This is a genomic window from uncultured Bradyrhizobium sp., from assembly GCF_936928535.1.
In the GTDB taxonomy this organism is placed as follows: domain Bacteria; phylum Pseudomonadota; class Alphaproteobacteria; order Rhizobiales; family Xanthobacteraceae; genus Bradyrhizobium.
The window spans coordinates 14,880-41,043 of record NZ_CAKZHY010000103.1 but is presented as its reverse complement, the minus strand read 5'-3'; the positions used below and the strand labels follow the sequence as shown (position 1 = coordinate 41,043).

The window sequence follows — 26,164 nt, the reverse complement described above, 5'->3', positions numbered from 1 at the left end:
TTGCCGGTGAACGCGGTGACCCGCAGCCAGCTACACCACGCGACGGGGCACGATCCCGCCTGTCCGCTGCCTCATCAGGATTACTGGCAGATATGCCGACGGCCGTCTTCGCCCTTGAACCAGGTGCCGGGCGTGCAGACGAAGCCGTTGCGCTGGGCATAGGTGCGGTTGTCCCAACCGCGATTGTCCCAGCCACGGTTGTCGTAGGCGTAGCTGTTGTCCATGGCACGGAACGGGGCGGTTGCGATCGCGCCCGCCGTGCCGATCGCGGCGCCCGCGACATCGCCTGCGACGTCGGTCGGCCAGAACCCGGTGTGAGTCCTGTTCCAGTCGTTATTCCAGTCGCCATTGCTCTGTCGGTAACTCACCCGGTGATGACGATATCCGTGGCGTCCGAGATTCTGGCAGGAAGGATCGGTGGATGGCATCGCGCAGCGCTCGGGATTGGTTATGACCGACTGCGCCATCGCGGAGCCGGTCATCATGGTCGCTGCAATCGCCGTCGCGCCGAGGAGTTTTGTGATTGTCATGAGTGGTCTCCCTTCGAATTGACGGGGAGCTAATTGTCGTGCCGCGACGGTCGTTCCGCGGGACAGGCCAATTTTCCACAACCTGCGGTCAAACGGGCGTGAGCGAATGGAACAAGGGCGGCTGCCGTTAACATTTCGCTAGTAGCCGTCGCGGCATTTGAGCGGCGCGAGATCCTTACGCGTTAGGCTTACCTGAATTTGGTCAGCTGTCCTTAACCCTCTCTGCGTCGCGATCGGATAGTTTGCGGGCCGGATCACCGGGGTTCTTCCATGCGCGCATCCGCGCTCGCGATCTTTCTGATCGGACTGCCCGCGACGGCCTTTGCCGGCGGCGGCTTCGATATCGTCGTGCCCGGCCGTCCCGGCGTGCCCATCATCATCAACAATATCGATGCGTCCTACGCCGTGGTCGAAGGTGTCTGGGGCCTCGGCAAGAACGTCCAGGTGCAGCCCACGATCTATGGCGGGACATACGTCCCCGAACGGCAGCCCTCCGATGTCGGCCATTATTATCCGAGCCTGGGCTTGCAGCCCGGCTATGGCCGCCTCGAGGTCGAGCCGCCCACGAACCGCAAATTGCCGAAGCCGGCGGAGACCTACCATCAGAGCTGGGGCGCATCGTCCGCGCTGCTGCCGCCGCAAATGGATGTGCCGGTCAACCCGCCACCGGTGATCCTGGCGCCAGAGATCAACGACCATCCGCGGCCACGGCCGCGTACAGGACTGCCCGGCAAGCCGCCGGGTTAAGAAACGTCAGACAACAAGACGGAAATCAACAGGAGAGAGTAATGCGTCAGATGATTTCGGGACTGGTCGCGGCGGCTGCCGTGATGTTTGTGGGGGCTGCGCCCGCCATGGCCTGCGGCTTCAACCCGTGCCAGCCGGTCGCTCCGGTCTATTCCGGCTGCAACACCGGTTGTGGTGGCTATGGCTACGGTGCCGGCTACGGCTATGGCTATGAGCGTCTCGCCGAGCCGACCTCGCAGTACTACTACGTCAACCAGGGCCCGACCTACACCGGCCCGGGCGCCTTCGCGCCGACCCCGACCTATCAGGAAGACGCGGTCGTCGCGCCCGCCAATTACGGCTACGGCTATGGCTATCGCGCTGCTGCCGTCGCGCCGTACGCCTATCATCACCGCCCGTACTATCGTCCGTATCGCTACGGCTACGGCCCGCGCTACGGCTATCTGCCGCGCACCCATTACGGCTATGGCCCGCGCTACGGCTATGCCCATCGCTACGCGCCGGCGCCGTATTACGGCGGCCGTCGCGTGCTGCGCCGCTATTACTGATCTCTGATCGGTTGAGTTGACGAGACGCCGGTCCGCGTGATGCGGGCCGGCGTTTTGCTGTTTAGCGCTTCATCAGCCCAAGTCGGCTCGCGCCGACGTAAAGCGAGAGCACCGCAGCATTCGAGACGTTGAGGCTCTTGATCTCGCCGGGCATGTCGAGCCGCGCCACAACACTGCAGGTCTCGCGCGTCAATTGCCGCAGACCCTTGCCTTCGGCACCCAGCACCAGCGCGAGCGGCTCGCGCAACGTGACGTCGGAAAGGTCCTCGCTGCCTTCGCTGTCGAGGCCGACGGTCTGGAAGCCAAGATCGTTCAGCTCGTTCAGTGCGCGGGCGAGGTTTTGCACTGATATCATCGGCACCAGCTCCAGCGCGCCGGAGGCGGCCTTGGCGAGCACGCCCGTCGCTTCCGGACTGTGGCGTGCGGTGGTCACGATCGCCTTCACCGCGAACGCCGCGGCCGAGCGCAGGATGGCGCCGACATTGTGCGGATCGGTGATCTGGTCGAGCACCAGCACCATGCCTTCCTGCTTCAAGGTCTCGATGTCGGGCGAGGGCAGGGGATCGGCCTCGGCGAGCAGGCCCTGATGGACGGCGTCCGGCGAGAGCAGGCGGTCGATCTCCTGCGGACGGACGATCTCGGGCGCAATCGGGATTGCGATGTTTTCCTCCTGCAGGCGCCGTGCGGCGTTCTCGGTCAGCGTCAGCTTGCGGATCCGCCGCTGCGGATTGGCGAGCGCCATGGTGACGGTGTGCCAGCCATAGAGGATGACGGGGCCGTCGGGATGCGAATCGCGCTCGCGCCAGGCCGGCCGGCCAGCCGATTTACCTGTTCTGTTGAAGGGCTTAGCCCCGCCGCGGGGGCCCCTCGGGGCGAATTTTTTGTCCTTCATGGGCTCGCTTGTGTCACGGGTGCCCGATTATGGCAATTTGGGCGCCTTGGAGGGCGATTTTAGCTGTTCGCCTCGGTTGACTTTGCCCCACCGCTTCGCCCATAAACGCGCCCGGTCGCGCCCCCATCCGGGCTGTTGCGGCCTTCACGTTCCATGGCCGTCTTCGGTCCGCCGGCAAGGTCCGGCCCGATTGTGCTGCCGTCGAGCGGGGGAGTGTCCCGAGTGGCAAAGGGAGCTGACTGTAAATCAGCCGCCTCATGGCTTCGCAGGTTCGAGTCCTGCCTCCCCCACCAGCCTTCGCTCGCTTCGCGAGCTACGGCTCGGCGAGCCAGCCAAGATCTTGATCGCGCGAAGCTAGCGAAGGCTGCCACGCCGTAGCCCGGAAGGGCGTAGGCGGGCTTGTGTAACCGACTCATTCCGTTGTTTGTTGTGATCCGTCGACGTTCCATGCGAGCTCGGTGTGGAGCGAAGGCACCCCCACGGGCGTGAAGCCGAGACGCAGATACAGCCGCAGCGCCGCTTCGTTGCCGGATGCGACCTTGAGGCGGAGCTCGCGCCTGGTCTGGCGCGCTTCCTTCATGACGGACTGCATGATCGCCGTGCTGATCCCGCGCCCGCGCAGCTCGGGCACGATCGCCCAATCGACGATCGCGATATGAGGGCCGGCACGATCGGTGACCAGCCGTCCGATCGCACATCCTTCGCGTTCGATGATGTCGAAGCGGGCGCCGGAAGACCAGCGTCAATTGAGCAGGGGCGATGCCGGCGCATGAGCAGAGAGACGGGGCAGATCGAGCAGCTGGCCTGTCCGCGCGCCCCCGCGGCGTGAAGCGCCGCTTCGCCCGGCTCGCAGCACTGGTAGTCTTCCTCGGCGTTTCAGCAACTGATGCGCGCGCCCAAGTTCTGCCGGGCGGGCCCGACGCCGCTCTGCCGGATTCGGGGCAGGAAATCCGCGCCCAGCTCACGCCTCGCCAATACACCACGCTATCGAGCGAGATGGCGGCGCGGATCGATCGCATCGCGACCCGGGTCGGCGAGCGCTTCAGGAAGGGCGATGTTCTGGTTGCCTTTGACTGTGCCCTTCAGAAGGCGCAACTGGCACATGCCCAGGCCGTGTTGACCCAGGCCGAGAAAACCTTCGTCATCAACCAGCGCCTGATGCAGCTGAAGTCAACCGGTCAGCTCGAGCTTGATGTCGCGGCCGCGGAGGTCGAGAAGGCCAAGGCCGATCGGTCCGCCGCCGAGGCTGCGGTGGCCAAGTGCACCATCATCGCACCCTTCGACGGCATCGTCGTGGACCAGAAGGCGCGCGAATTCCAATACACCAATGCCGGTCAACCTCTGCTCGACATCCTCGATGACCACGGCCTCGAGGTCGAGCTGATCGCGCCCTCGCGCTGGCTCGCCTGGCTCAAGCCCGGCATGGCTTTCAAGGTCGACATCCACGAGACCGAGAAATCCTATGCCGCTCGGGTGACGCGGCTGAGCGGTCGGGTCGATCCGGTCAGCCAGACCATCAAGGTGATCGGCGAGATCACGCAGGCCGCGCCCGAGCTGATGGCCGGTATGAGCGGCCGTGCGGTGATCACGCCACCGAGCGGGCAATGAGGCGCCGAAAATCACTTTGCCGGTACATACGCAAGTGGTCGCGGTCGGTCGATATCGGTGTCTAGATCCTATCGCGCGTGCTCTTCGCGCTCGTGGATTACGTTGGCGCGCCCAACCAATAGATCGTCGACCATGCCGATGCGCTTGGTATCCTTGCCGGCATAGGGCATCGCATGGAGCACGTAACGCATGGCATTGAGCCGAGCGCGCTTCTTGTCGTCGGACTTGATGACGATCCAGGGGCAGTCCGCCGTATCGGTATGGAAGAACATGCCTTCCTTCGCCCGTGTGTACTCGTCCCACTTGTCGAGCGAAGCAAGGTCGATCGGTGACAGCTTCCACTGCTTCAGCGGATGGCCCTCGCGTTCCTTAAACCGCCGTCGCTGCTCCTCACGGCTCACCGAGAACCAGAACTTGATGAGGTGCAGGCCGCTGCGGACGAGGTTGCGCTCGAATTCCGGGACTTGGCGAAGAAACTCATCGTACTCCGAAGGCGAGCAGAAGCTCATGACGCGTTCGACTCCGGCGCGATTGTACCAGCTGCGGTCGAACAGCACGATCTCGCCGGCGGTTGGAAGGTGTTGTACGTAGCGCTGGAAATACCACTGGCCGCGCTCGACGTCGCTCGGCTTTTCCAGCGCCACGACCCGGGCGCCGCGTGGATTGAGATGCTCCATGAAGCGCTTGATGGCGCCGCCTTTGCCGGCGGCATCGCGGCCCTCGAACAGCAGGACGAGGCGTTGCCGGGTTTCTTTCATCCAGTTTTGAAGCTTCAGCAGCTCGGTCTGAAGAACGAACTTCTGCTCTTCATAGTCGCGCCGAAACATCCGTGACTTATAGGGATAGCCGCCGAAGCGCCAATCGTCGGCGAGTTCGTCGCTGGTGGTCCGCTTGGCGCGTTTGGCTTGCTTGCCGATCAGAAGTGCCTGCAGGCGTTTTGCATCGTCCGGCGCAGCGCCCGTGAGAATGGCCTGCACCGGCTCGCTATCCGGTGCGAAGCCCGGCGGACCCTTCAGAACGCTGTCGAGCGCGGCCATCTCGGCCTGTAACGCGCCCGCGGACGATTGCTCAGCGAAGGAGCGTTCGACCGGCGTGAGCCTGATCGGCTGCGTTCGGGCAGCTGTTGATCTTGCTCGTCTGGCTGGTTTCGCGTCGTTTTCTCGAGTTTTAGCCTGCTTCGACTTCCGGGAAACAGATGCCATTCGCCTGCCTGTTCTGACATACGCGGGAATCCGCTTCTACCCGAGAATCACCTGCATTCGGCTTGACGTGGATCAAACGGCGCCATGAAGGGAGATCAGCCCAGCATCTCCCTGACCATCGGCACCACCTTGCGCCCGTACAGCTCGATGCTCTTCATCAGCTTCTCGTGCGGCAGCGGACCCGCCGAATATTTCAGCTGAAACCGCGCAATGCCGAGCGCCTTGGCCGTCTTCGCAATCTTGCGCGCCACCGTTTCCGGTGAGCCGACATAGAGCGAGCCGTGCTCGGCCTCGCGGCCGAATTCGTCGCGGCCCATCGGCGGCCAGCCGCGCTCACGGCCGATGCGGTCGCGCATCGCCTTGTAGTCGGGCCAGAGTTCTTCGCGCGCCTGCTCGTCCGTTTCCGCGACATAGCCAGGCGAATGCACGCCGATCGGCTGCGCAGGCCGGCCGAACTCCTTGAAGGCCCGGTGATAGAGATCGACGTAAGGCGCAAAGCGCTCGGGATCGCCGCCGATGATGGCGAGCATCAGGGGCAGATCGTAATGCGCGGCGCGCACCACCGATTGCGGACTGCCGCCGACGCCGATCCAGGTCTTGAGCTGGCCGTTCTCGACTGGCGGATAGACCAGCTGCTCCTTCAGGGAGGAGCGCAGCTTTCCCTGCCACGTCACCGGCTTCTGCGACAGCAACGCGGCAAACAGGTCGAGCTTCTCTTCGAACAGCTCTTCGTATTGGCGCAGGTCGAAGCCGAACAGCGGAAAGGACTCGGTGAACGAGCCGCGGCCGAGGATGACCTCGGCGCGTCCGTTCGAAAGTGCATCAAGCGTCGCAAAGCGCTGGAATACGCGGATGGGATCGTCCGAGCCCAGCACCGTCACGGCTGAGCCGAGATGGATGCGTTTGGTGCGCGAGGCGACGGCGGCGAGCACGGTTTCGGGCGATGAGATCGCGAAATCGGCGCGATGGTGTTCGCCGAGGCCGATGAAGTCGAGGCCGAGTTCGTCGGCCAACACCGCCTCGTCGACGACGTTGAGGATCACCTGTGCATGGGGGAGCATGGCGCCTGCGGCATCCTTGGTGACGTCGCCAAAGGTATCCAGTCCGAATTCGAGCGGTGCGATCATCGATAAGTCTCTATGGGGAGGATCGGCCAGAATTAATGGACCGCAGCCAAGCCACAAGACGGCTTTCGGAAATGCTCGGTTTCCGTTTGTGCGCCTTATTTCGAAATGCGTACGACCATCTTGCCGAGCGCGGCGCGCGTTTGCATCGTCTTGAAGGCTTCGCGAAAGTCTTCGAGGGCGAAGACGCAGCCGACCGCGGGCTCCAGCTTGCCTTCGGCGAGCCAGTCGATCAGCTCCGCCATCAGGCGCTTCTGAACATCGGGCTCGCGTGTAGGGATCTGCGCGAGGTCGACACCGAGCAGGGCGCCGCCTTTCAGCAGCGGCAGATTGAACGGCAGTGCAGGGATCGCGCCGCTGGCAAAGCCGACCACGAGATGGCGTCCGCGCCAGGCGATCGAGCGAAAGGCCTGCACCGAGATGTCGCCGCCGACGGGGTCGAAGATCACGTCGGCACCATGTCCGTTCGTCAATTCCTTGAGCCTGTCGCGCCAGTTAGCCTGCGTGTAGTCGATGACCGCGTCGGCACCATGCGCCATCGCGAATTCGCGCTTCGCCGGCGTTGATGCGGCTGCGATCACACGGGCGCCGAGCAGCTTGCCGATCTGGGTGGCCGCGGTCCCGGTGCCGCCGGCCGCGCCCAGCACGAGAAGCTGCTCGCCTGCAGTGATCATGGCGCGTGCGCTGAGCGCATAGAGCGCGGTCAAATAATTGGCCCGAAACGATGCCGCGACCTCGGCGGCGACGCTATCAGGCAGAGGGTGGAGCGCCTCAGGCTTGACGACGATCTCCTCGGCAAGCGCGCCCGACCGTGTCATGCCCATGACACGCATGCCGGGCTGAAAGCCTCCCGGCTTGCCTGGGGCCTCCTCGACGACGCCGGCGAATTCAGTTCCTGGGATGAAGGGCAGGGGATCCTTGGTCTGGTAGCGTCCCTCGATCTTCAGGCCGTCGACAAAGCCGATGCCCGCCGCTTCCACGCGGATGCGCACCTGCCCGGGCTCGATGCGCGGAGACGGAACATCTTTCAGCTCGATCTGATCGATGGGGGCGTATTGCGCGACGACGACGGCTTTCATCCCAGACCTCTGTTGCTCCAGCCATCCTGGCAGGTCTCGAGACTACCCTCTTGCGTCTACCGCCACATCCCCCGCATCCGCGCGCCGATGTCGATCTTCGGCCCTTGCGCCGCCGTGCGCGCCGCGCCTGCGGCGGCCTTCGGCCAGGCGGCGCGCTCGAACAGGTAGACCAGCTGCTCCGGGATGAAGCGGGTGCGCGAGGCATAGACGTGGCGATCGCCCTTGGCGGCCTGGCCGTGCACGAAGAAGCGCTGCGGCACGACGAGGTGCAGATCGTCCTTGGCTCGCGTCATCGCGACATAGAGCAGGCGGCGTTCCTCCTCGAGCTCGGCCGAGGTGCCGGAGCCGAGATCGGAGGGCATGCAGCCGTCGACGACGTTGAGCACGAACACCGATTTCCATTCTTGGCCCTTCGCTGAATGGATCGTGGAGAGGATCAGATAGTCCTCGTCGCGGAGCGGAGGTCCTGACTTGTCGCTGGTCGCGTCGGGCGGATCGAGCGTGAGCTCGGTTAGGAATTTTTCGCGTGAGGCATAGCCGCTCGCGATCTGCTCGAGCTGCATCAGATCGGCGCGGCGTGTCTCGGAATCCTCATGGATGCGATCGAGATGCGGCTCGTACCACAGGCGCACGCGTTCGAGATCCACGGGCCATTCCGAATAGCGCAAGTTTCCGACCGTACGGACAAAGTTGGTCCAGTCGGCGCCGGTGCGTGGCGGCACCGGCAACTGACCGAGCACGTGCAGCGGGTTGGGGCTCTCCGCCATCTGGTCGAGCACGCGCTGAGCGGTGGCGGGACCGATCCCCGGCAACAGATGGAGAATGCGAAAACCGGCGACGCGATCGCGCGGGTTCTCGGCAAAGCGCAGCAGTGCCAGCACGTCCTTCACATGCGCGGCGTCGAGGAATTTCAGCCCGCCGAATTTCACAAACGGGATGTTGCGGCGGGTGAGCTCGATTTCCAGCGGGCCGGAATGCGAGGAGGTGCGGAACAGCACCGCCTGGTGCTTGAGCAGCGCGCCTTGCTCGCGATTGGCCAGCACCTGCTCGACGATATACCGCGCCTGGTTGGCCTCGTCATGGACGGTGACGAGCTGCGGCTTTTGCGCGGAGGCGCGGTCGGTCCAGAGATTCTTGGTGAAGCGTTCGCGGGCGAGGCCGATGACGCCATTCGCCGCCGCCAGAACCGGTTGTGTCGAGCGGTAATTGCGGTCGAGCGTGATCATTTCCGCCCGCGGCGAGAAGCTCTGCGGAAAGTCTAGGATGTTGCGCACGGTGGCGGCGCGGAACGAGTAGATCGACTGCGCATCGTCGCCGACCACGGTGAGCCCGCGTCCATCGGGCTTCAATGCCAGCAGGATCGAGGATTGCAGGCGGTTGGTGTCCTGATATTCGTCGACCAGCACATGGTCGAAGCGGCCGCCGATCTCGTCCGCGATCAGGGCGTCGCTCATCATCTGCGACCAGTAGAGCAGCAGGTCGTCGTAATCGAGCACGTGCTGCGCCTGCTTGGCCTCGACGTAAGCTGCAAACAGCCCCTTCAGCTCGGCGGCCCAGCCCGCGCACCAGGGATAGTGCTGGCCGAGCACCTTCTCGATCTCCATCTCGGCATTGACGCAGCGCGAGTAGATCGACAGACACGTGCCCTTGGCCGGGAAACGGGTCTCGGTCTTCGACAAGCCGCGCTCGTGCCGGATCAGGTTCATCAGGTCGGCGGAGTCCTCGCGGTCGTGGATGGTGAAGGCGGGATCGACGCCGATGCGCTCGGCATATTCGCGCAGGAGCCGCGCGCCGATGCCATGGAACGTGCCGGCCCAGGTCAGTGCGTCGCGCATGATCGCGGCATTGTTCTCGCCCAGCACTTTTCGGGCGATGCGTTCGACGCGTCCGGCCATCTCGGCGGCGGCGCGGCGCGAGAATGTCATCAGCAGGATGCGGCGCGGATCGGCGCCGGCGACGATCAGGTGCGCAACGCGATGGGCGAGGGTGTTGGTCTTGCCGGAACCGGCGCCGGCAATGACGAGCAGGGGCGCGCCCGCGGTCGCGCCATCGGCCACGCCATGCTCTACGGCGCGGCGCTGCTCCGCATTGAGCGTGTCCAGATAGCTTGCCACGAATCGCCCCGATGAAGCGGTCAGAATCAACGATCCCCGGCCGAACCGCAATGCAGCTAGACGTGGGTGGCCTGAGGATTTAGGGGAAAGCGCCTGGGCTCCGCCGCGGCATGGAGAGGGTGACGGCCAGCAAGGCATGACGGCGCGGCTGTCCGTCATCCCTCGGTCGTCGTCGCACCGAACCCGTCGGCCGGCACGTAAAGCTTGACCGGTCGGATTTCGTAGACCGCACTCGGGTTGACCTCGCGCAGCTTCCGCGCCGCCGCGATCGCCTCTTCGTCCGTGTCGTAGTTGACGAGGTGGAAGCCGAGAAGCTGCTCCTTGGTCTCTGCAAACGGGCCATCCAGCACGATGCCGGCGCCTGGGCCGCGCAAGGTGCGGGCCTTTCTTGTGTCATCCAGACGGGCAGCCGGCCCAAGATGTCCGCTGGCCCTCAAGGGTGCCTGCACCTCGATGACCTTGGCCACGACAGCGGCGTCCTCTTGCGGGGTCAACGCCAGAAGCTGGTCTTCCACGTGATAGGCCAGGATCGCGTAAAGCATTGTTACCTCGTTTGTTTTTGGTCGCGCGGCCGGAAAGATGTCTGATGCCGTCGATGCCGGCAATGGGCAGTTGCGCAAAATATTGCATCACGGCGATGCCGGCGAAACCATTCTGAAACCCGATTGCGGCCCGGCGGCGTGAACGCCGGGCCAGAGCGGGGCGACTGATGGCCACCAAGAGCAACCAAGGACTATCGGAGGCGGCCATGTCGACCATCAAGATCATCTGCGACGCGCGGCGGGCAGGGAAGTCGGAGCCGGCTGATCTGCATGACCAGCCAGGCCATCACCGCTACTACGGCAGTTCGGTCGAGAATGGCGGCGAGCGCATCGTCGAAACGCGCCGCGGCAAGCGCTCGTCGGTGCTCGCCATCTTCGGATTCTGAAACGCACGCCGAGGCGGCTTTGTCAGGGCATGCTCAGCACCTGCTTGACGAGGGCCTCGCGCAGCCCCGCCAACTCGCCGCTGGCCTCCATCTGCGCGATGACCTGTCCAACCTTCGGCACGAGGTCGCGGTGGCTCTCGTGCAGGTAGTGGAAGATGCGGATGCGCTCGAGTGGCGGCGAGAGCGGATAGATTCTGGCTTGCAAGTTGAGCTTGCGGACTTCGACCAGCCCGCTGAAGAGATCGGTGACCATCACGTCGAAACGATCAGCGTCGAGCATCTGGATCATGTTCTCGATGTCGGTGGCCGCCGTGACGCGGTCCATGCCGCGCGTGCCGGCTTCGGACGAGCCGACGCCGCGGACGATGCCGATGCGGTAGTCCCTGATCGAATTCCAGCCGTTCACGTCGAAATGGAGTTTGGTGGTGAACACCGCCGGCTCGATGTAGTTGATCGACGGCGTCACCTGCAGCAGCGTCGGGTATTCGCGCGACAGCGTTCCGATGCGCTGGATTTCGCCGTCGACCTCGCCCCCGCTTGACAGTGCAAGCGCCCGCTTGCCGGGAACGTCCACGAATTCGAGCTTGATGTTCAGCTTGGCATAGACGGCGCGCAGAATTTCGCCGCCGACATATTGATCCGGAATGTTGGCGATCCGCGCCAGCCGGATCACCGACTGCGCCTGGCAGGAGCCGGCTGTAAACAGCGACAGGCAGACGACGATGATCCGCCACATGAGCGCTTCCCGGTCGTTCCTTGCTACCTTGAGTTCTGATGCGAGCGCAATCTACCGGAGATGGCGGTTGCGCGGAGCCACAACGCTTGCCGCTGCCGCCACGCAGGCGAATCCCTGATATGATTAATGTCATTCTAGCACGCAAAGTGATAGTTTGTGCGAACATCCTGCTGCTGGGCGCAAGATATGACCCCACCGACCTCAGATCGCCCAAGGGCCGACAGGATTGCTGCGCGCGTCGCGCGCTGAGGGAGAATCAAAGCCGTCGAATCGCGTGCGGCTGCGACAGGCAGGCCGAAGAGGACTGTCGCCATTTTTCCGGGACGGGGTGCATGGGCAACGCTGGTGACGAGAGTTCAGATCGTAGCCGCGCTGTCGCGCCGGCGGCGACCAAGCCGGATTTGAGCGGCATCGGACCTGTGTTCACGTCCCCGATGCTCACGACCTTGTTGTCGCGGACGTTCAACTGGTCGCGCAGTGGTATCGGGCCACGCCTGCTTGCGGCCGTGCTCCTGTTCTCCTCACTCGTGACGCTGACCCTGACCGCGCTCCAACTCTATCTGGACTACGATCGCGAAGTCGGCATGATCGAGACGAGGCTCGAGGAAGTTGGTCGCAGCACGACGGGCAGCCTCGGCGAGAGCCTGTGGAGTCTCGACCAGAACCAGCTCAAGCTTCAGCTCGAGGGAATCCTGCGGCTGCCCGGCCTGCGTGCCGCCGAGGTCCGCGAGATCGCCGATCGCCCCAATCCTATCAGTGTCGTCGTCGGCGAACGAGGTCGCCGCTCGGTCGTGACGCGGGACTATCCCCTGACCTACACCATTCAAGGGACAGCGCGCCCGATCGGCGTGCTTCATGTCGAGGCGACGCTCAACGACGTCTATCGGCAATTGCTGAACCGGGCCCTCGTCATCCTGGCAAGTCAGGCGGCAAAGACGTTCCTCGTCTCGCTGTTCATCATCTACATGTTCCACGTTCTGGTGACGCGACACCTGGTCGCCATTGCCGAGTTCGTCGGCAAGTACAGCCTGGCGCGGCCGCCTCCGCCATTGCATCTGGATCGCAGGCCTCCTTCCGAACCTGACGAGCTGGACAAGGTGATCGACGCGTTCAAGACCATGTGCACGAACCTCGAGCATGCCTATGGCGAGCTGCGCGAGGCCAATGCGAATCTCGATCGTGATCTAAAGATCCGCCGACGCGCCGAAGAGGATGCCCGCGCGAGCGAGCAGCGTTTTCGCGACTATGCCGAGACCGCCTCCGACTGGTTCTGGGAAACCGGACCGGATCACGTCTTTACCTACATCTCGGATCGGGCCGGTGCTTTCGGCATGGACCGCGACGCCCTGATCGGCAAGCGACGGCCGGATGCCGCCTTCGATCAAAACGCCGAAACGCAGAAATGGCGCGACCACATGGCGACGCTGGATCGCCACGAGCCGTTCCGGAAGTTCGAATATCGCGGCCGCGATGGCGCCGGGCGTCTGCATTATTTCAGCGTCAACGGCCAGCCGGTGTTTGGCGACGACGGGCGTTTCCTGGGCTATCGCGGCTCCTCCACCGATCTCACCTCGCAGCACGAGACCGAGGAGCGGCTTCGCCAGTCACAGAAGATGGATGCGATCGGTCAGCTCACGGGCGGCGTCGCACACGACTTCAACAACGTGCTGACCGTCATCACCGGGACCATCGAAATCATCCAGGAGGGGCTCGCGGACAAGCCCGAGCTCGCATCGATCGCCGGGCTGATCGACGATGCGGCTTCGCGCGGCGCAGAGATCACCTCGCAGCTCCTGACCTTCGCCCGGCGCCAGCCGCTGGAGCCGCGCGAGATCGATGTCAATGCGCTCGTCGCCGAGACGGCAAAGCTGTTGCGGCCGATCCTCGGCGAGCATGTCGAGATCGTGACGCGTCTGACTGACGATGCGTGGCCCGCCATGGCGGATCCGTCGCAGCTATCGTCGGCGATCGTCAATCTCGCGGTCAACGCACGCGATGCGATGCCTGAAGGCGGCAGGCTCACGCTCGAGACCGCAAGCCGGGAGCTCGACGGTGCCGATATTGGCGACTGCGTAGCCGGATCCTACGTCATGCTCGCGGTGACCGACACCGGTCACGGCATTCCTGCCGAGATTCGCGATCGCGTGTTCGAGCCGTTCTTCACCACCAAGGGGGTCGGTCGTGGCACCGGACTTGGGCTGAGCATGGTCTACGGCTTTGCCAAGCAGACCGGTGGGACCGTCGCGATCGAGAGCGAGGAGGGGCGCGGCACGGTGGTGAGTTTGTTCCTGCCGCGATCGGCCGGCAATGCGACGGCGGCGACCGGGCCGGTGCCGGCAGCTGCGTTGGCGCGTGGACACGAGACCATCCTCGTGGTCGAGGACGATCCGCTGGTGCAAGGCTACGTCATCGCCCAGCTCGGAAGCCTCGGCTATCGCACGCTGACGGCCAGCGATGGCGCGAGCGCGCTGGCGTTGGTCGACCGGGGAGCGAGCTTTGATCTGCTGTTTACCGACATCATCATGCCGGGCGGCATGAACGGGCGGGAATTGGCGGACGCGGTCCTGCTGCGTCGGCCGGATGTGCGCGTGCTCTACACCTCCGGCTATACCGACAACACGATCGTTCACGAGGGGCAGCTCGATCCAGGCGTGGCGCTGCTCCGCAAGCCGTACAGGAAAGCTGACCTGTCGCGGAAGATCCGGGAAGTGCTCGGGGGCAAGAGGACGCTCTAGGCTAGGCGACGCGCGATTGCCGGCGAAATCGTTCGACCAAAGAAAAGGCGCGGCGGGGAAAACCCCGTCGCGCCCGATTTCTTGCTCGCTGGTCCAGGGCTGAGAGCGCCCCGATGCCAAGCCCTAGCTAGAGCCTAGCGGGCGATCCCAGCGAGGTGACAGCGCTTGGTAAAAGACACTGGATCACCTCCTTTCGTTGATTACGGAAGTCTTCAATATAGGCCGGAAGGCCGTACCTGTTAAGGGGGGCGGAGGTGCGGAGCCGGCCCCTGTGCGCAAGGGGGGGAAAGCCGGCAAAAAGCGGTCGTGGGGGCAGTTGAGACCGCCGCCCGGCCGTGTTAGGGAGCCCCTGTCGCGGGTGTAGCTCAATGGTAGAGCAGCAGCCTTCCAAGCTGAATACGAGGGTTCGATTCCCTTCACCCGCTCCAGAGCACTTTCGTTATTAGAAACAGGCATTTGCGGGCTCGTGGTACGCTGATTGAGCCGGTCCTTCTCGATTTTCATACAACCCCCATACAACCGAGCTCCAATCGGCCCATCCATCGCTATCGAATCCTTGGTGCAGCGATGACTATTCATCGGCAGTCGAATGCTTGGGCGAGCCGGGAAACGCGCGGCTTGGGTGCCCGCTACGCGCCGGAATCACGGCCGGCTCTGCCCCGATCGGATCAGTGCATTTTCCGACACTGGGATGTTCGATCATGGCGACGGTGAGAGCAGGCGCGCCGCTTATGATGCGAGGCTGATCGTACGGGCGCGTATGGTCGATCCACGCGGCAGAAGCGAAAAATGCAGTGGGTTGAACTGAAGATTGCCGTTCGGCTTGGATGGCGCCGCGATGTCCAAGATCAAAAAGCCGGCCTCACGAGGTTCAGCCAGGCTATCCGGTCCGATCAGTCGGCTTGATGCGGCGAGCTTTCGCGGAGCGGTCGGTGTAGCGGAAATAGAAAAGGTGTCACGTCACGACTGATAAGGTTTTGAGAGATTTCTTATCAGTTTTGAGCTGGAGGATCTCGAGGCATGCATACTGTTCTTCATATGCAAGCTGCCGGTGCCGCTAGTGCGATGATTGAGTATCTTGTAAAACAGAAGCCAGTAATTCGTATGCACCGCCTATGAACAGACGGGTTCTGGAGTGAACGGCGGCCGCAATTCCGCTCGCTCGTTCTCGGCTAGCCTTTAATCACTCCATCGCAGCTTGCCATCGGTGAATATCCCGTCCACCCAAGTGGCCTCTCGAAGTTTATACATGCCGCACGCAAGATGTTGGGCTTGAACGTGACGGACGGCCACCAGGCACCAATTCTTCCAGAAATCGTCCACCTTCACCACGAAGCAAAGTGCTCCGGCGTGTTGACGACTGCTGTACGCGATCGTCGACACCTGCGGGTTCTTTTCAAACACGCACAAGGCCACGTGGGACGAGATCTCATAGTCATCATGCGAGGTGAGACATTCGTGCAAGAATGCATCTGTGATAATGAGCGACTTTGCTTCGTTTGGATCGCACGCGTTCAACTTTGAGCTTACCACTTCGGAATAATCTCCCGAGAGGAAGCCCCGGCCGGTGCGCTGAACTTGCATGAGCTCGCCTATGGGCGCGATGCGCATGGTGCGGCCTTGCTGGATCGAGAACTCGGAGATAACAGCCGGGTCGTCCGTTACGTGCGTTTCCAGAAGTGCCGTATCGATACGATCCGCGACATAGAGAACCTGAAATCCGGCCGGGTTCGCTCGGCCAAGTGCAGCGGGAACATCTTTGCGCCAAATCAATCCGTCCACGTGGTCGGGACGCTCATCCGCACGAAGCTTTCTGGCACGCCTAAAACGCCAGCCGGGTCCCCATTCGAGGTTAAGCGTCGGATGGACATCGACAAGTCTGGAGATGATCGCCTTTTTGCCCGAAACGCCGCAATTGGGATAGCTCCGGATCAGAGCAACTAGCTCATCAAGGGGCAGCGGCGGGAACCGTTGAGTGATGCTCGGGGGCACAGGCGGCGGTTTGGCTTCAGACATGGGTAGGCTGTTGCCTTATCTTTTGGAGGGTAATGAACTTGAAGCGCGATATGACCGCGGCAGATCGGGTCTCGTGATTTGGAGTGAGGTGGAGAGCAGGCGCACTAGCGACGTTTCTTGCGCGCTTCGGGATGTCCCTGCCAAAGCTTTGCCACTGCAACCGACGCCGCGACGGCGATGATGGTAGTGCAGATGAGCGCGACGACGAGGACAGCCACCCAAACGGATTGCGAACTTTGAGCAACGACCGTGAGCTCGAAGCGCTCCATCGCTAATCCTCGAATTCTTCGCGCTCGCGCAAGGAACGAGCGATCTCGCCTTGCGCGTGCTTGAGAAGGCCATCGTAAAGTTCATATGCAGGCGAAAATTTTGACAGCGTCGCCAAAACTTGCTCGCAGCTCTCCTTAGTTTCAATATCCCGCGCGAATGGCTCGCCCGCCGTGCCCTGCCGAATGCCGCCAACAGACGATGAAAACAGTGCCGAGCCGACATACTTGAGGGTCTCGGCCCCAACGCGCTGTGCTCTGGTCATCAATTCGAGTACGAAGTCCTTGTGTGTGAAGACAAAGGTGTGCGGGGCTTCTTCGATAAGATTGGAGATAATCTTGAAGCCGGCTTCGTCCGCCGTTTCTGACCATCGCGCGAGAAATGAGACGACCTCTTCATCGAATTCGCCAAAAGCGGCCTCGAACAGCTCACGGGCGCGATAATTGAATAGAACACGCTGGTCCTTATCGTATTGGGCGTTGCTTATCCATTGCACCGTCTTGGCGAGCAGCGCGCCATAGTTGGGTGCCTCGCGAAACTTGAGCGGGACATGAACATAAGGGCCATGGTTCGTCGGTCGATAGTTCCAGGTGTTGGAAGATACGGCTTTTTCAATTCGCGCGATCAGGAAATCCAGCGTTAAATCCGGGAAGCTCTTGGAAGTGTTGGACAGAAATACTTCAGTCCAATGCCCATCAAGCTTGGGAATGTCCATGAGCTTGTCGAAGAGCAACCTCACGTCTGTCTCGCTGAGAAGATGGAAGGGCAGCTCCTCACCAAAGACAAAGAGGCAGAGAAGTTCATCTGCGAGCCGTGGGGAGGCGCCGATGTTCGTCAGGCGGGCGAGCCGCAGCGCTTCTTCGGCGTTCGCTCGTGAGAGCGAGCGCAGCGCATGGATGCCGGAGTAAGCGGTCCACTCGTTCTCGGACGACACAAGTTGTTCAAGCGCCTGGGCCTCTTCAGGGCCATAAGGCCGATCGCCGAAGTTTATGACCGAGAGTGCCCTGCCGACGCACGCATGCAACTCGGGGCTGGGACACCCCAACATCTGCTGCATCGCGCTTCGCCCCGCGCCAACGTCTCCAAGCCACAATGTCTGCAGAGCGTCGCCCGCAAAGCGCGCGGTGGGGGATGCAGAATTCTTAAGGGCATCTGCGATGGTTGCTTCAGGCATTGTCGGCGCTGCTCTTAACAGCGTGCTATATAGAACGTGAGGGGAGGCCGACTCGTTGGGATTTGCAGCCCGAATGTGTTCCAGTTGCTCAGCGATGAAGCGCCTGAGATCCTCTTCAGCGGGAAACTTCGCGATGAGCTCGGCAGCAAGCGACTTGAGATATTTGTCCCACTCGGCCTCGTGAGTTTTCGGGTTGAAGCGCCGAAACTCCATACCGTATCCATCGCTTAAGGTTGCGAAGACGCGATAATCCAGCGACGCTGTCAGGAGTTTCTTCAGCTTCTTAGCCGGCTTGGCGGTCGCTGTATTGCTGTACTGGTCATGCCATGAGATCGCTTTAACAAGGCCCACCAGGACGAGGGGGTCATACGCATGCGAACGTGCGGATTTCTCAATCTCCTCAATGGTCTCGCAAAAGATCCTAGTCCACTCGTCGTAAAGTGATTTATCGACCTTGGCATTGAACATGCCTCTCGGATAATGCAGCGCGTGACCGAGCGCCTCCGCAGCCCGTGTGGCGACGCGAATATTTGGGCTTCCTAAAAGAGCGATCGTAGTCGTGACTGCTCGCTTTCTGAGGGAGGCCACCGCCTTGGCGGCCACCGTGAACGGCTTGAAAGTGACCGTATGATTTTTGCTTTCGGTCGTGTGACCCTCGGTCTGAAAAATCGCCTTCAGAACATCGAAGGGAGTGTAGTGGGCGTTCCATGCCGTCGGGTCGTCCGCGAGCTGCAAAGCGAATTCGACAATCTTCTCATTGAAGATGAGCGGCTTGTTCGGAGCGACTTCGCAAAGCTCTGCCAACGTGCGGATCGGGTGATTGGGGTGCGAGTGCAGTTCGCGCTTGTCATCCTTTCCCAGTTCCCAAAGCGCTGAACACGCGCGCTCAACATATGAGAGGTTGAAAGCCGCGTGCTTGAATAATGTGGAGAGCTGAGACGTGAACTCGCCCCGCCTGATCAGGGCTTCCCCAAACTCAATTGCACGAAGCGGCTGATAGTAAGCAACCCCCTCAACCGCGCGAATATGCGGGTCCTGGTAATCCGAACGCGGTTTGAGTTTGCGCCAGACGCCGTTCAGAAGATCGCTGTTGCTTGCGTCACCGTTAGAGAGCCGCCAGTCCAGCTTTCCCAGATTGAGAAGCAGATTATCGGCAAGCCGGTCTCCCGCGAGATCAAAGGCGGTCTCGGCATACCCGGTGGATTGACGGTCAGCGCCGACACAGGCGGCCTCGGTCACATAATCGGCAAGGATATCGGGAGACAAGCGATACCTTGCGCCGCGCTTAAACAACACACCGGCATCTATCAGTAGCTTGAAAAGCCTGCTGGCATCGTGTGGCGCAATGCCTTCGAGATCTTGAATGACCTTGAGCAACTGCGGATCATCAAGATAGAAGGGCTGGAAAAGAGAGATGACGCTGAGAAGCTTCTTAATTGGCTCGCCATCAGACTTCTGTCCTAACTCGCCGGCGATAACGTTCTCAAACCTGCCGAAGAGGGTCGAACGGAATTTTTCCTCGTTCTTGGCAAGGTCAAAATGCTTCTTGTCTCTCGCAACAATCTGCGCGCCGACCACCGTAGCCAGAGGGCAGTCGTAGGTAAGGTTTGCGATGTCTTTTGCGGCCTCTGGCGGTCCCTTTTCCTTCTTCAAGACCTGCTTAGCAAGCTCCTCGGCTTCGCTCTTGGACAGGGAAACCAGCTTGACCTCTCGCGCGGTCTCGATGAGCGAGTAGTTGCTCGCCTGGGCCTTGAGATGATCGAGCCCGTAAGGCCTTGACGCTAGAACAAGCTTGGCGTTACTGGTTGCCGCCGCGTGTTGAAACAAGATAGGCAGGTCATTGCGGTCGTGGGCATCGTCAACAACGAGGAGCGAGGGCCTCTCGCCAAGCTCTTCCAGACTGCGCTTTTTTGCTTCGGCTGTTCGGGCGAGAAATCTTACACGTGTTGCCTTATGTGAGGCTTCGTAGCTCTCGATGGCGTCCTTCAATAGGCGCGACTTGCCGCTTCCAGCCGATCCGACCAGGAAGATAATTCGAGCGTTGTTATCCTTAAGGTGGTCGGCAAGCTCTCGGAGTGGTTCGGCCCGTCCCACCAGCTTCCAAGTGTGGTTGAACAGGGCTGCCTCGCTCTGAAACGCGGCAAAGAACTCGTCAGTCGTTTCCCAGGCACCTTCCTCCGTGACCCCGAGAAGTTCAAAGCGCCGCCCTGTAAAGAAGATGTCTACGAGGGCAAGCTGATCCACCTTATCTAAGGCGCGGATTTTCAGAGACAGGTCATCCTTGTCCCACAGCTCCCAGCCTTTGTGCATAGCCAAGGCCTCCCGCGTCTGCGGGCTGGCCACGCGACTTAGCACGAGCACCTTTTTGTTGGCCTTGATCGTATGCTTGGCAACTGCGGCATGGACCTTCTGGGGGCCGAACTCCTCGGTGCGCTTGCACTGGAAAGAGTATTTGGTCCCGTCTGGAAGGGTCATCAGCACATCGGTGCCGTCCTGCGTGTGACCCCGGCCACCTGCAAGGTGGATCTCCGCATCGGGATGCATCCGCTGCACGAGGTAAGCGCACAGGCGCTCAAACGTTTCCGGGGAGAGGGCGTCGACAGGAAACGGTTTGTCAAAGCTCGCAACGACGGTCGGCAGCGAGTACCTGGCAGCTTCCAAGAGCTCACCGGGTTTGACACCTAAGGCCGTTGCGATTTGAGCAATTTGGTTTTCGCGCGGACGCGAAAGCCCTGCTTCCCAGCGGCTCACGGTCTGCTGTGTTGCCTCGAGCATGTTGGCGAAATCCGCCTGCCGCTCGATGCGGGCGGCGACCCGTAGCCGCGCGAGGAGTTGCCCGAACTTCTCGTATCTGGCGGGCCGCTTTGTCGTGCGCTTCTTTTGCGTATTCATTCTAATACACATAAGATACGTTTGAGAAAAAGTAAATGGGAGCGTCGGTGACGCTGATTAAGATATTGCGATCGCATGATTATTTCCGGCGGCCTCGGTGGGGCACCTGCCCTCTAGGCCGGGCTGGCGGCGTTTGATTCGCAGTCAGCCGCTGACGCGCGGCCAGGTACCGCCGGCCTGTATGTCGGGATGGCGCGGTTCGCAATCTGACACGCCGTACTCGTCGCGAAGCCGATCAATTGCCAGAAGTCCTTTCCGTCCCAACTCCTCGCTGGGCCCGCCAAGGAGGCCATACAGCTCTTTGCGAAGCTCTATCAGAGGCTGGGGATGAAGCTCGTAGGCGCCAGACCAATTGCTCGACGGCTGCCGCTGTGTCGCGGCTTCCCGTATCGTGGGCTAGCACGCTATAAAATGTTTGCCTTCGTTGTGCGTAGGCGCGGACAATTGAAACAACTATGTCGGGTCCGCCAACTTCCGCGAGAGCTAACTCCAAAAGGCGTGTCACTCGGATCATTAAGATAGCGCGCTTTCGCTTCGGCTAGGACAGTGGGGGACCCCTGCAGTTGGCTCGCCACCTTGAGCACAATATCTCGCCTATCTATACCGCCTCGGGCCTTTCCAAACGTTCCCTGCAAGTAAAGCGCCAACAAAGGCCTCGTCTTGGGTATTCGCAATACGTTGCTCGAATACCCGAAGCTCATCATAGAGGGTGCGATGCGTAGAGTATGATTGACCGACGAGCGCGTTGTGCTTCTTGCTTGTTATGTCCAGAAGGGTTGCCACTTCGCCCGTATCGCACAAGGCGGCCGCCACCAAAGACGATCTATCCGTACTATCAGCAGTCGCAATGGCTAGAAACAGCCGGATCTGGTCGCGGTGGTACCTCATTTAGATGTTCGTCTATCTGGAGCGGAAGCTGTTTCCCGGTTTTGAGCCAAGTTCGGCAAGCGTTTGCGATTGCAGCGGGATATTTCTGGCGAATTTCGTAAAGTAGGTGTGGGGAGCGGTCGTCCTTGCGGCCAAATTCAAGCGCTTCTAATGCCGTTTGGACTTCGGAAGGTGGCCCGTCGTTTTGAATAAGAGAGAAGAGGTGCGCGATATCATCGGTCGATTCGGCATCCATCTCCTCACGTTCAGCCTTAAGCCGCTCGCGGATGGCCGGGTCCACAATTTCGCGATCGTAACCGTCCTTTGCAAGCTTTCGCCAAACGGTCGGGCCCGACGTTTGAAGCAAATCGACTAGCAGAACGTCGGCCCTCCTAAAGGCCAGCCCCTCAGCGACTGCCCCTCGAACGGAATCGCTTGCATCAAGTTTTGCCAAGCTTGCTGCGAGTTCAATTGTTTGGATGTCCCCTCGAAAGGCAAATTCTGACATTACCCTCGATCGAATATTTTCGTCCGCCTCGGCAAACCGTCGGTCTACATTAGCTCCCAAGACACCTGGGCGAATTCGGCGTACCGCGCTGAGAGCGCGGAGGCTAACTTGATCATCGGAGCTTAGCCGATGCGCATCCCGATGCTTCGAGCAGACCGCTTAAAACGTTCTGGTCGCAGGTTCGAGTTTTGCTGGGCCCACCAAGAGGATCAATAGTTACTTCGTTCTCGTTGCGTGCGGCGCGACCGCCGCACCACAAACCGCACTAGACACGCCCGTTTTTCGTTCGTGCGCGAGTTCACGCACCGCAACTAGCTCGATGGAGCGAAAGCCGACACACCGACTTGGGTGATATTGAATGTAACTGTCGCCGCTCGTCGGTTCTCCAAGCGGCTACCGTATGATCAATCGATCGTCCGTGGTAAGACGCGGCTAAACAGCCTGAATATCTCGGCGACTTTTGTGTTCAATGCGATGAATTCTCGCCGCCCGGCGTCATATGAGCCCTGGAGGCGAGGGCTGTTCCGCGCGATTATAATCTCGGATAGATACTCGCAAATCCTGGCGGCGGAGACGTACAGGGTCAGCACGTTCGTGATCATGCTATCTGAAATCGGCTTGCTACGACCAGCGGGTCTCAAGCCGTGGAGGATCTCGTGCCTATTGCCTATGTATTCGAGAGATCGCTGCAGCCGCAGATATGCCCGTCGTTCCTCGCGAGATGACGTAGCCTTTATTTCCTTCACATCGGTATATGCCAGGTCGAGGAACACAAGTTGGATCAAGAGGAATGCATCAGTCTTGGAAAGTATCTCGATGATATGAGCTGGCGTGCTCTTCGTGATGTGATTCAGAACAATAAAACGAGCTTCGCGAAATTTCACCACGGTCCTAGCTGACGCTTCGTAGACTTTTTGACGGAACATCTCCTCGATTTCAGGAAAGATGATGCGGAGTATGAACTTAGGGGGGCATTTTCCAATAAGCGGAGCCAGATGTGCGAGGAAAGAAGCCGATGAATGAAGGCCACGCTCCTCCAAGTAGTCTCGCAACCTCACTGCATATACGTCAGGCGGCACGTCTGCATCTTTGACGAGAACTTCATGCGGAATCAGGTGTCTTCGGAGAAATTCATGTCGAATGCGGTTGATCGCGTGCAGAAGGGCTCCATTCTCTCTTATGCTTGCTTGCAGGTCGAACTCGATTTTTGGATCGGTCATATGGACAATCCCGCATTAAAGCGAACTCGCCGTTTTATCTGGTCACACAGACCGGTTGCAACAGAACTCGCCTAGCAGGCTGTTGAAGAACTCAGCCGCGTTCGCAAACGAAGGCTGAATCGTCGCCATTGTGGATGTAGAAGTGGCCGACGAGCCTGCCCGCAGTGCCGATCATAGCCCATCCGCGACCACAGGCAGGGTCATTCTCGTCGTGCCCTTCCCATGAGAATCCTTTCGAGCGGAAGGTCGTGCAAGCGCTGATGCATGTAATGAAATTCCCCAGGAACCAGGATTTGGCGTGAGTCGCGAGCTGATTTCAAGCGGCGGAGCTGTCCGACATTCTACCGCTCGGGCAGCGGTGACTGGCGCATGGATCCGTGGTCAGCGGCAGCGAATCGAGTTTGGGATGTGTCGCGGCACCGACGGCATAACAAGAAGCTCAATGCGCAGTCGCATCAGGCGCAGCGGTGGGTAGTGTCGGCCTGCGCTACAAGGTTCGAGCATTTCCTTATTGGCTATACTAAAGGTGTAGCCGTTAGCGCCTGCTCGTTCAACGGAAGATGGCAAGAATGTCTTATCCGGAAAAGCACCCGTACAACTCAGAAACCATCCCTGCTAACGTCCGGTTGCTAATTGTCGGCACGGCTCCGCCGCCCAGGTTCTCCAATGCCCAATGCGAAGGCGTCCGAGCACACAAACTCGATTTCAAGTTTTTCTATGGCTCTGGCCATAACAACATGTGGCTCTGGCTAAACAAAATTGCCGCGGACCAGGGAAGGGTGCTGCCGAATGACGAAGCGAGTGCACAAGAGTTTGGCGAAGCGGCACGGGACTATCTTAGGCGTAGTCGTCTGTGGATGAAGGATGTCTTGCAAACCTACCGGAGGAAAATCGGCCGCGAATGCAGTTCGGCCGACGACGACATCATCGAGCCTTTACCTGGCGAGTGTGTAAATTTTGCTGAGGTCTTGGTGCAGCACCCGACAATAGAGGCTTTGGCCTTCACGAGCGATAGAGCGCTTGAATGGTCGCTTATGGCAATGGGGCAGTCAGCTCGCCTCCGTGCTTACCGCGAACGTCGACGCAATGATCGTACGATCGACCGGACCCAGCCGTTTGACCGGATGAAGATTGGTGGTCGAGAGATCAAGTTCTTCTCGCTGCCGTCTCCCAGCGGTCGAGCGGTCTCGAGTTGTGAAGCGATTGATATTTATAGGACTGTACTTTTTGGACGAACTGATGGCTAAAGTCGGCTGAGCCGCGGCGTTGCCTGTGCCGTCGGAAAGAATGATGATCGCGGGGCTGGCCATCGGACGCGCCTCATTGAAAAGAACTGAACCAATGCTATAACCCTAACAGCCGTGCGTACAGGTGCAACCAAGGATAGTTTGTATAAAGATTTGCGTGCGTCGCAATACCGACGGTGCATTCGCGGGGTCGAACTGGGTGCAACGTAGCTCAGCCGAGTGAGCAGGATACCGGAAGGCGCGCTACAGCTTTAGTGAATGATGATCGTGTCGACGGGGCGTCGCCTGCCCAAGTCGGCGGCAGCGATCGCCGACAAATCAGAACCGCCCGATGACGGCGCCGTATCGGCAGGTAAAATCATTGAAGGACCTCGTGCTCTTAGTCCGGCGGAGGCCGGAGGGTTATGATGTGCGCGTGCCAATAGGCGCGCTCTTGAATACTGCTGCTGCGACCGTCCCAAGAGCAGGAGGGCATCGCGAGAGCGCTGCAGGACGATCGAGGACGCCTCGAAGCTCGCCCATCACCGTAAGGTCGATGGCCGCAAGTGCGTTGTCCCTCGCTGATGTGGCCTTGTCCCCGTCAAGAAACGCGGTGCCCTGTACCGGGAGGAATTGCAGGGTTTTGAGCCCGACGGAGTTCAGCGCCAGCGTCAGGTACGGCGTGAGGAAATCGGGCTGATTGGCTCGCTCGCCAGAAAAGACGGCACCGGAAGCGACTCCGATGAAAACCGGACGATCCCGGAGCATTCCCACCTTTCCGGAGCGGGTCGACTTCATCGTGCGACCGACGCGCAGAATTTGATCGATCCAGGACTTGAGGACCGAGGGAATGGTGAAGTTGTGCATGGGAGTTCCGATGACAATCATATTGGCCTCCTCAACTTCCTGAATAAGCGCTTCGGAAACGTCCAGAGCACCCTTCAGCGGAGCCGCCAACGTGGCCAGCGAAGTCAGCGTGTCCGCGTAATCCGCCACAGCGTGAGGCAAGGGTTCAGTCCCTAAATCACGCCGAGTGATGCTCGCCCCGGGCGCAACCTCGAGAAGCTTTTCGACGATCGCCGCCGAAAGCTGGCGGCTGTGCGAATCCTGACGCGGACTGCAATCAATATGGAGGATGTTCATGCGATCGATTCCAATTGCTTCGTGAGGTTGCGACCGGACCAAGCTCAGATCGAGCCAGCCGGCGCGACGGCCGGAAAGTCCTTTTCGTGATCAAAAACGTTGTTGAAGAAGTTCGTCAGCGTGTACATGGCCACCAATGCTACGATCTCGATGATGTTCGCGTCGGTGTAGCCAACCTCCCGGACCGCTTTCAGATCGGCATCACTGACGTGCCCGCGCGTCTCGATTACTTTGCGTGCGAACTGGACGGCGGCGTCCCGCTTCGGGTCGTTGGCATGGCCCTTTCGGGCAAGAATGATGTCATCGGCCGATAGCTTCGCCATGTGTTCGGCTGTGAAGCTGTGAACTGCCAGACAATAGTTGCAACCATTCACCTCGGAGACCGCGAGTCCGATACTGTCGCGTGTCTTCACGTCGAGCGCTTTACTCATGGAGCCGAGCAGGGTGGCCCAGGAGTTGAATGCGATTGGGCTCTGCGCGAAGGCTGCCATCATATTTGGGGTGAACCCGATGTTCTTGGTGAATGCATCAAGGGTCGATTTCGATTCAACCGGCACCTGTTCTTGCTTCAGAGCAACAGTTCTTGCCATCGTAATCTCCATAAGTTC

21 protein-coding genes, 2 tRNA genes and 1 pseudogene are annotated in these 26,164 nt (G+C 60.6%); 8 read left to right on the top strand and 16 right to left on the bottom strand.

The genetic code is table 11. The features are described 5' to 3' along the window. Positions 1-80: 80 nt before the first annotated feature. Positions 81-530 carry a hypothetical protein gene (locus Q0687_RS22485; protein ID WP_298881494.1) on the bottom strand — a complete coding sequence of 150 codons (450 nt, stop codon included), beginning with the start codon at positions 528-530 and terminating at the stop codon, positions 81-83. A gap of 270 nt (positions 531-800) precedes the next feature. Between Q0687_RS22485 and Q0687_RS22480 the strand changes: the two genes are divergently transcribed. Both Q0687_RS22480 and Q0687_RS22475 read left to right on the top strand, forming a co-directional pair. Continuing rightward, on the top strand, positions 801-1,277 hold the full coding sequence (locus tag Q0687_RS22480) for a hypothetical protein (RefSeq protein WP_298881491.1): 477 nt from the start codon (positions 801-803) through the stop codon (positions 1,275-1,277). Between the two features lie 41 nt (positions 1,278-1,318). Then, positions 1,319-1,825: a hypothetical protein gene (locus Q0687_RS22475; protein ID WP_298881487.1), complete on the top strand. Its 507-nt coding sequence runs from the start codon at positions 1,319-1,321 to the stop codon at positions 1,823-1,825. 61 nt (positions 1,826-1,886) lie between these two features. Here Q0687_RS22475 and rlmB read toward each other — a convergent pair whose 3' ends face one another. Next, a complete protein-coding gene (gene rlmB / locus Q0687_RS22470; protein ID WP_298881485.1) occupies positions 1,887-2,717 on the bottom strand; it encodes a 23S rRNA (guanosine(2251)-2'-O)-methyltransferase RlmB in 831 nt (276 codons plus the stop codon). 207 nt (positions 2,718-2,924) lie between these two features. On the opposite strand from rlmB, the gene Q0687_RS22465 reads away from it, so the two are divergent. Then, a tRNA-Tyr gene (locus tag Q0687_RS22465) sits at positions 2,925-3,010 on the top strand. A 119-nt stretch (positions 3,011-3,129) separates the two neighbouring features. On the opposite strand, the pseudogene Q0687_RS22460 reads toward Q0687_RS22465, so the two are convergent. Then, positions 3,130-3,435 (bottom strand): annotated as a pseudogene (locus Q0687_RS22460) (GNAT family N-acetyltransferase); the annotation flags it as partial. 107 nt (positions 3,436-3,542) lie between these two features. Between Q0687_RS22460 and Q0687_RS22455 the strand changes: the two are divergent. Then, entirely contained in the window at positions 3,543-4,325 is a 783-nt protein-coding gene (locus Q0687_RS22455; protein WP_298881484.1) for an efflux RND transporter periplasmic adaptor subunit, read from the top strand. A 68-nt stretch (positions 4,326-4,393) separates the two neighbouring features. On the opposite strand, the gene ppk2 is transcribed toward Q0687_RS22455, so the two are convergent. The 5 genes from ppk2 to Q0687_RS22430 form a co-directional block, all read right to left on the bottom strand. Then, positions 4,394-5,527, bottom strand: coding sequence for a polyphosphate kinase 2 (ppk2, locus tag Q0687_RS22450; RefSeq protein WP_298881481.1), 1,134 nt, complete (start codon positions 5,525-5,527; stop codon positions 4,394-4,396). Between the two features lie 95 nt (positions 5,528-5,622). Beyond that, complete coding sequence (locus tag Q0687_RS22445) at positions 5,623-6,654, bottom strand: LLM class flavin-dependent oxidoreductase (protein ID WP_298881477.1); 1,032 nt, start codon at positions 6,652-6,654, stop codon at positions 5,623-5,625. Positions 6,655-6,749: 95 nt separating this feature from the next. Further along, positions 6,750-7,730, bottom strand: a complete 981-nt coding sequence (locus Q0687_RS22440) for an NADPH:quinone oxidoreductase family protein (protein ID WP_298881474.1) — start codon at positions 7,728-7,730, stop codon at positions 6,750-6,752. 56 nt (positions 7,731-7,786) lie between these two features. After that, a complete protein-coding gene (locus Q0687_RS22435) occupies positions 7,787-9,844 on the bottom strand; it encodes an ATP-dependent helicase (RefSeq protein WP_298881471.1) in 2,058 nt (685 codons plus the stop codon). A 155-nt stretch (positions 9,845-9,999) separates the two neighbouring features. Beyond that, a complete protein-coding gene (locus tag Q0687_RS22430; RefSeq protein WP_298881468.1) occupies positions 10,000-10,386 on the bottom strand; it encodes a YciI family protein in 387 nt (128 codons plus the stop codon). Between the two features lie 206 nt (positions 10,387-10,592). On the opposite strand from Q0687_RS22430, the gene Q0687_RS22425 reads away from it, so the two are divergent. Then, positions 10,593-10,772, top strand: a complete 180-nt coding sequence (locus tag Q0687_RS22425) for a hypothetical protein (RefSeq protein ID WP_298881465.1) — start codon at positions 10,593-10,595, stop codon at positions 10,770-10,772. Between the two features lie 22 nt (positions 10,773-10,794). Here Q0687_RS22425 and Q0687_RS22420 read toward each other — a convergent pair whose 3' ends face one another. Beyond that, complete coding sequence (locus tag Q0687_RS22420) at positions 10,795-11,508, bottom strand: transporter substrate-binding domain-containing protein (RefSeq protein ID WP_298881462.1); 714 nt, start codon at positions 11,506-11,508, stop codon at positions 10,795-10,797. Between the two features lie 332 nt (positions 11,509-11,840). Here Q0687_RS22420 and Q0687_RS22415 point away from each other — a divergent pair, with 332 nt between their 5' ends. Together Q0687_RS22415 and Q0687_RS22410 are read left to right on the top strand one after the other, a co-directional pair. Then, entirely contained in the window at positions 11,841-14,243 is a 2,403-nt protein-coding gene (locus tag Q0687_RS22415; RefSeq protein WP_298881459.1) for an ATP-binding protein, read from the top strand. A 354-nt stretch (positions 14,244-14,597) separates the two neighbouring features. After that, positions 14,598-14,671: transfer RNA gene (locus Q0687_RS22410), tRNA-Gly, on the top strand. Positions 14,672-15,422: 751 nt separating this feature from the next. Here the strand turns inward: Q0687_RS22410 and Q0687_RS22405 are convergent. The 5 genes from Q0687_RS22405 to Q0687_RS22385 form a co-directional block, all read right to left on the bottom strand. Further along, positions 15,423-16,259: an RES domain-containing protein gene (locus Q0687_RS22405; RefSeq protein ID WP_298881457.1), complete on the bottom strand. Its 837-nt coding sequence runs from the start codon at positions 16,257-16,259 to the stop codon at positions 15,423-15,425. A gap of 104 nt (positions 16,260-16,363) precedes the next feature. Continuing rightward, positions 16,364-16,528, bottom strand: coding sequence for a hypothetical protein (locus Q0687_RS22400; RefSeq protein WP_298881454.1), 165 nt, complete (start codon positions 16,526-16,528; stop codon positions 16,364-16,366). Positions 16,529-16,530: 2 nt separating this feature from the next. Beyond that, positions 16,531-20,592: a helix-turn-helix domain-containing protein gene (locus Q0687_RS22395; RefSeq protein ID WP_298881452.1), complete on the bottom strand. Its 4,062-nt coding sequence runs from the start codon at positions 20,590-20,592 to the stop codon at positions 16,531-16,533. An 835-nt stretch (positions 20,593-21,427) separates the two neighbouring features. Next, positions 21,428-21,967, bottom strand: coding sequence for a hypothetical protein (locus tag Q0687_RS22390; RefSeq protein WP_298881450.1), 540 nt, complete (start codon positions 21,965-21,967; stop codon positions 21,428-21,430). A 404-nt stretch (positions 21,968-22,371) separates the two neighbouring features. Continuing rightward, a complete protein-coding gene (locus tag Q0687_RS22385; protein ID WP_298881448.1) occupies positions 22,372-23,187 on the bottom strand; it encodes a hypothetical protein in 816 nt (271 codons plus the stop codon). 569 nt (positions 23,188-23,756) lie between these two features. Between Q0687_RS22385 and Q0687_RS22380 the strand changes: the two genes are divergently transcribed. Next, the gene (locus Q0687_RS22380) at positions 23,757-24,434 is read left to right on the top strand and encodes a hypothetical protein (RefSeq protein WP_298881446.1); all 678 of its coding nucleotides are present in this window, start codon (positions 23,757-23,759) and stop codon (positions 24,432-24,434) included. Positions 24,435-24,836: 402 nt separating this feature from the next. On the opposite strand, the gene Q0687_RS22375 is transcribed toward Q0687_RS22380, so the two are convergent. Both Q0687_RS22375 and Q0687_RS22370 read right to left on the bottom strand, forming a co-directional pair. Beyond that, on the bottom strand, positions 24,837-25,556 hold the full coding sequence (locus Q0687_RS22375; protein ID WP_298881444.1) for an NAD(P)H-dependent oxidoreductase: 720 nt from the start codon (positions 25,554-25,556) through the stop codon (positions 24,837-24,839). Between the two features lie 44 nt (positions 25,557-25,600). Then, the gene (locus Q0687_RS22370; RefSeq protein WP_298881441.1) at positions 25,601-26,146 is read right to left on the bottom strand and encodes a peroxidase-related enzyme; all 546 of its coding nucleotides are present in this window, start codon (positions 26,144-26,146) and stop codon (positions 25,601-25,603) included. Positions 26,147-26,164 lie beyond the last annotated feature (18 nt).

Bases quoted from the DNA above. Each gene is read 5' to 3' on its own strand.
- Q0687_RS22485 (WP_298881494.1), bottom strand. From the start codon at position 530: ATGACAATCACAAAACTCCTCGGCGCGACGGCGATTGCAGCGACCATG.
- Q0687_RS22480 (WP_298881491.1), top strand. From the start codon at position 801: ATGCGCGCATCCGCGCTCGCGATCTTTCTGATCGGACTGCCCGCGACG.
- Q0687_RS22475 (WP_298881487.1), top strand. From the start codon at position 1,319: ATGCGTCAGATGATTTCGGGACTGGTCGCGGCGGCTGCCGTGATGTTT.
- rlmB (WP_298881485.1), bottom strand. From the start codon at position 2,717: ATGAAGGACAAAAAATTCGCCCCGAGGGGCCCCCGCGGCGGGGCTAAG.
- ppk2 (WP_298881481.1), bottom strand. From the start codon at position 5,527: ATGGCATCTGTTTCCCGGAAGTCGAAGCAGGCTAAAACTCGAGAAAAC.
- Q0687_RS22445 (WP_298881477.1), bottom strand. From the start codon at position 6,654: ATGATCGCACCGCTCGAATTCGGACTGGATACCTTTGGCGACGTCACC.
- Q0687_RS22440 (WP_298881474.1), bottom strand. From the start codon at position 7,730: ATGAAAGCCGTCGTCGTCGCGCAATACGCCCCCATCGATCAGATCGAG.
- Q0687_RS22430 (WP_298881468.1), bottom strand. From the start codon at position 10,386: ATGCTTTACGCGATCCTGGCCTATCACGTGGAAGACCAGCTTCTGGCG.
- Q0687_RS22425 (WP_298881465.1), top strand. From the start codon at position 10,593: ATGTCGACCATCAAGATCATCTGCGACGCGCGGCGGGCAGGGAAGTCG.
- Q0687_RS22420 (WP_298881462.1), bottom strand. From the start codon at position 11,508: ATGTGGCGGATCATCGTCGTCTGCCTGTCGCTGTTTACAGCCGGCTCC.
- Q0687_RS22415 (WP_298881459.1), top strand. From the start codon at position 11,841: ATGGGCAACGCTGGTGACGAGAGTTCAGATCGTAGCCGCGCTGTCGCG.
- Q0687_RS22405 (WP_298881457.1), bottom strand. From the start codon at position 16,259: ATGTCTGAAGCCAAACCGCCGCCTGTGCCCCCGAGCATCACTCAACGG.
- Q0687_RS22400 (WP_298881454.1), bottom strand. From the start codon at position 16,528: ATGGAGCGCTTCGAGCTCACGGTCGTTGCTCAAAGTTCGCAATCCGTT.
- Q0687_RS22395 (WP_298881452.1), bottom strand. From the start codon at position 20,592: ATGAATACGCAAAAGAAGCGCACGACAAAGCGGCCCGCCAGATACGAG.
- Q0687_RS22390 (WP_298881450.1), bottom strand. From the start codon at position 21,967: ATGTCAGAATTTGCCTTTCGAGGGGACATCCAAACAATTGAACTCGCA.
- Q0687_RS22385 (WP_298881448.1), bottom strand. From the start codon at position 23,187: ATGACCGATCCAAAAATCGAGTTCGACCTGCAAGCAAGCATAAGAGAG.
- Q0687_RS22380 (WP_298881446.1), top strand. From the start codon at position 23,757: ATGTCTTATCCGGAAAAGCACCCGTACAACTCAGAAACCATCCCTGCT.
- Q0687_RS22375 (WP_298881444.1), bottom strand. From the start codon at position 25,556: ATGAACATCCTCCATATTGATTGCAGTCCGCGTCAGGATTCGCACAGC.
- Q0687_RS22370 (WP_298881441.1), bottom strand. From the start codon at position 26,146: ATGGCAAGAACTGTTGCTCTGAAGCAAGAACAGGTGCCGGTTGAATCG.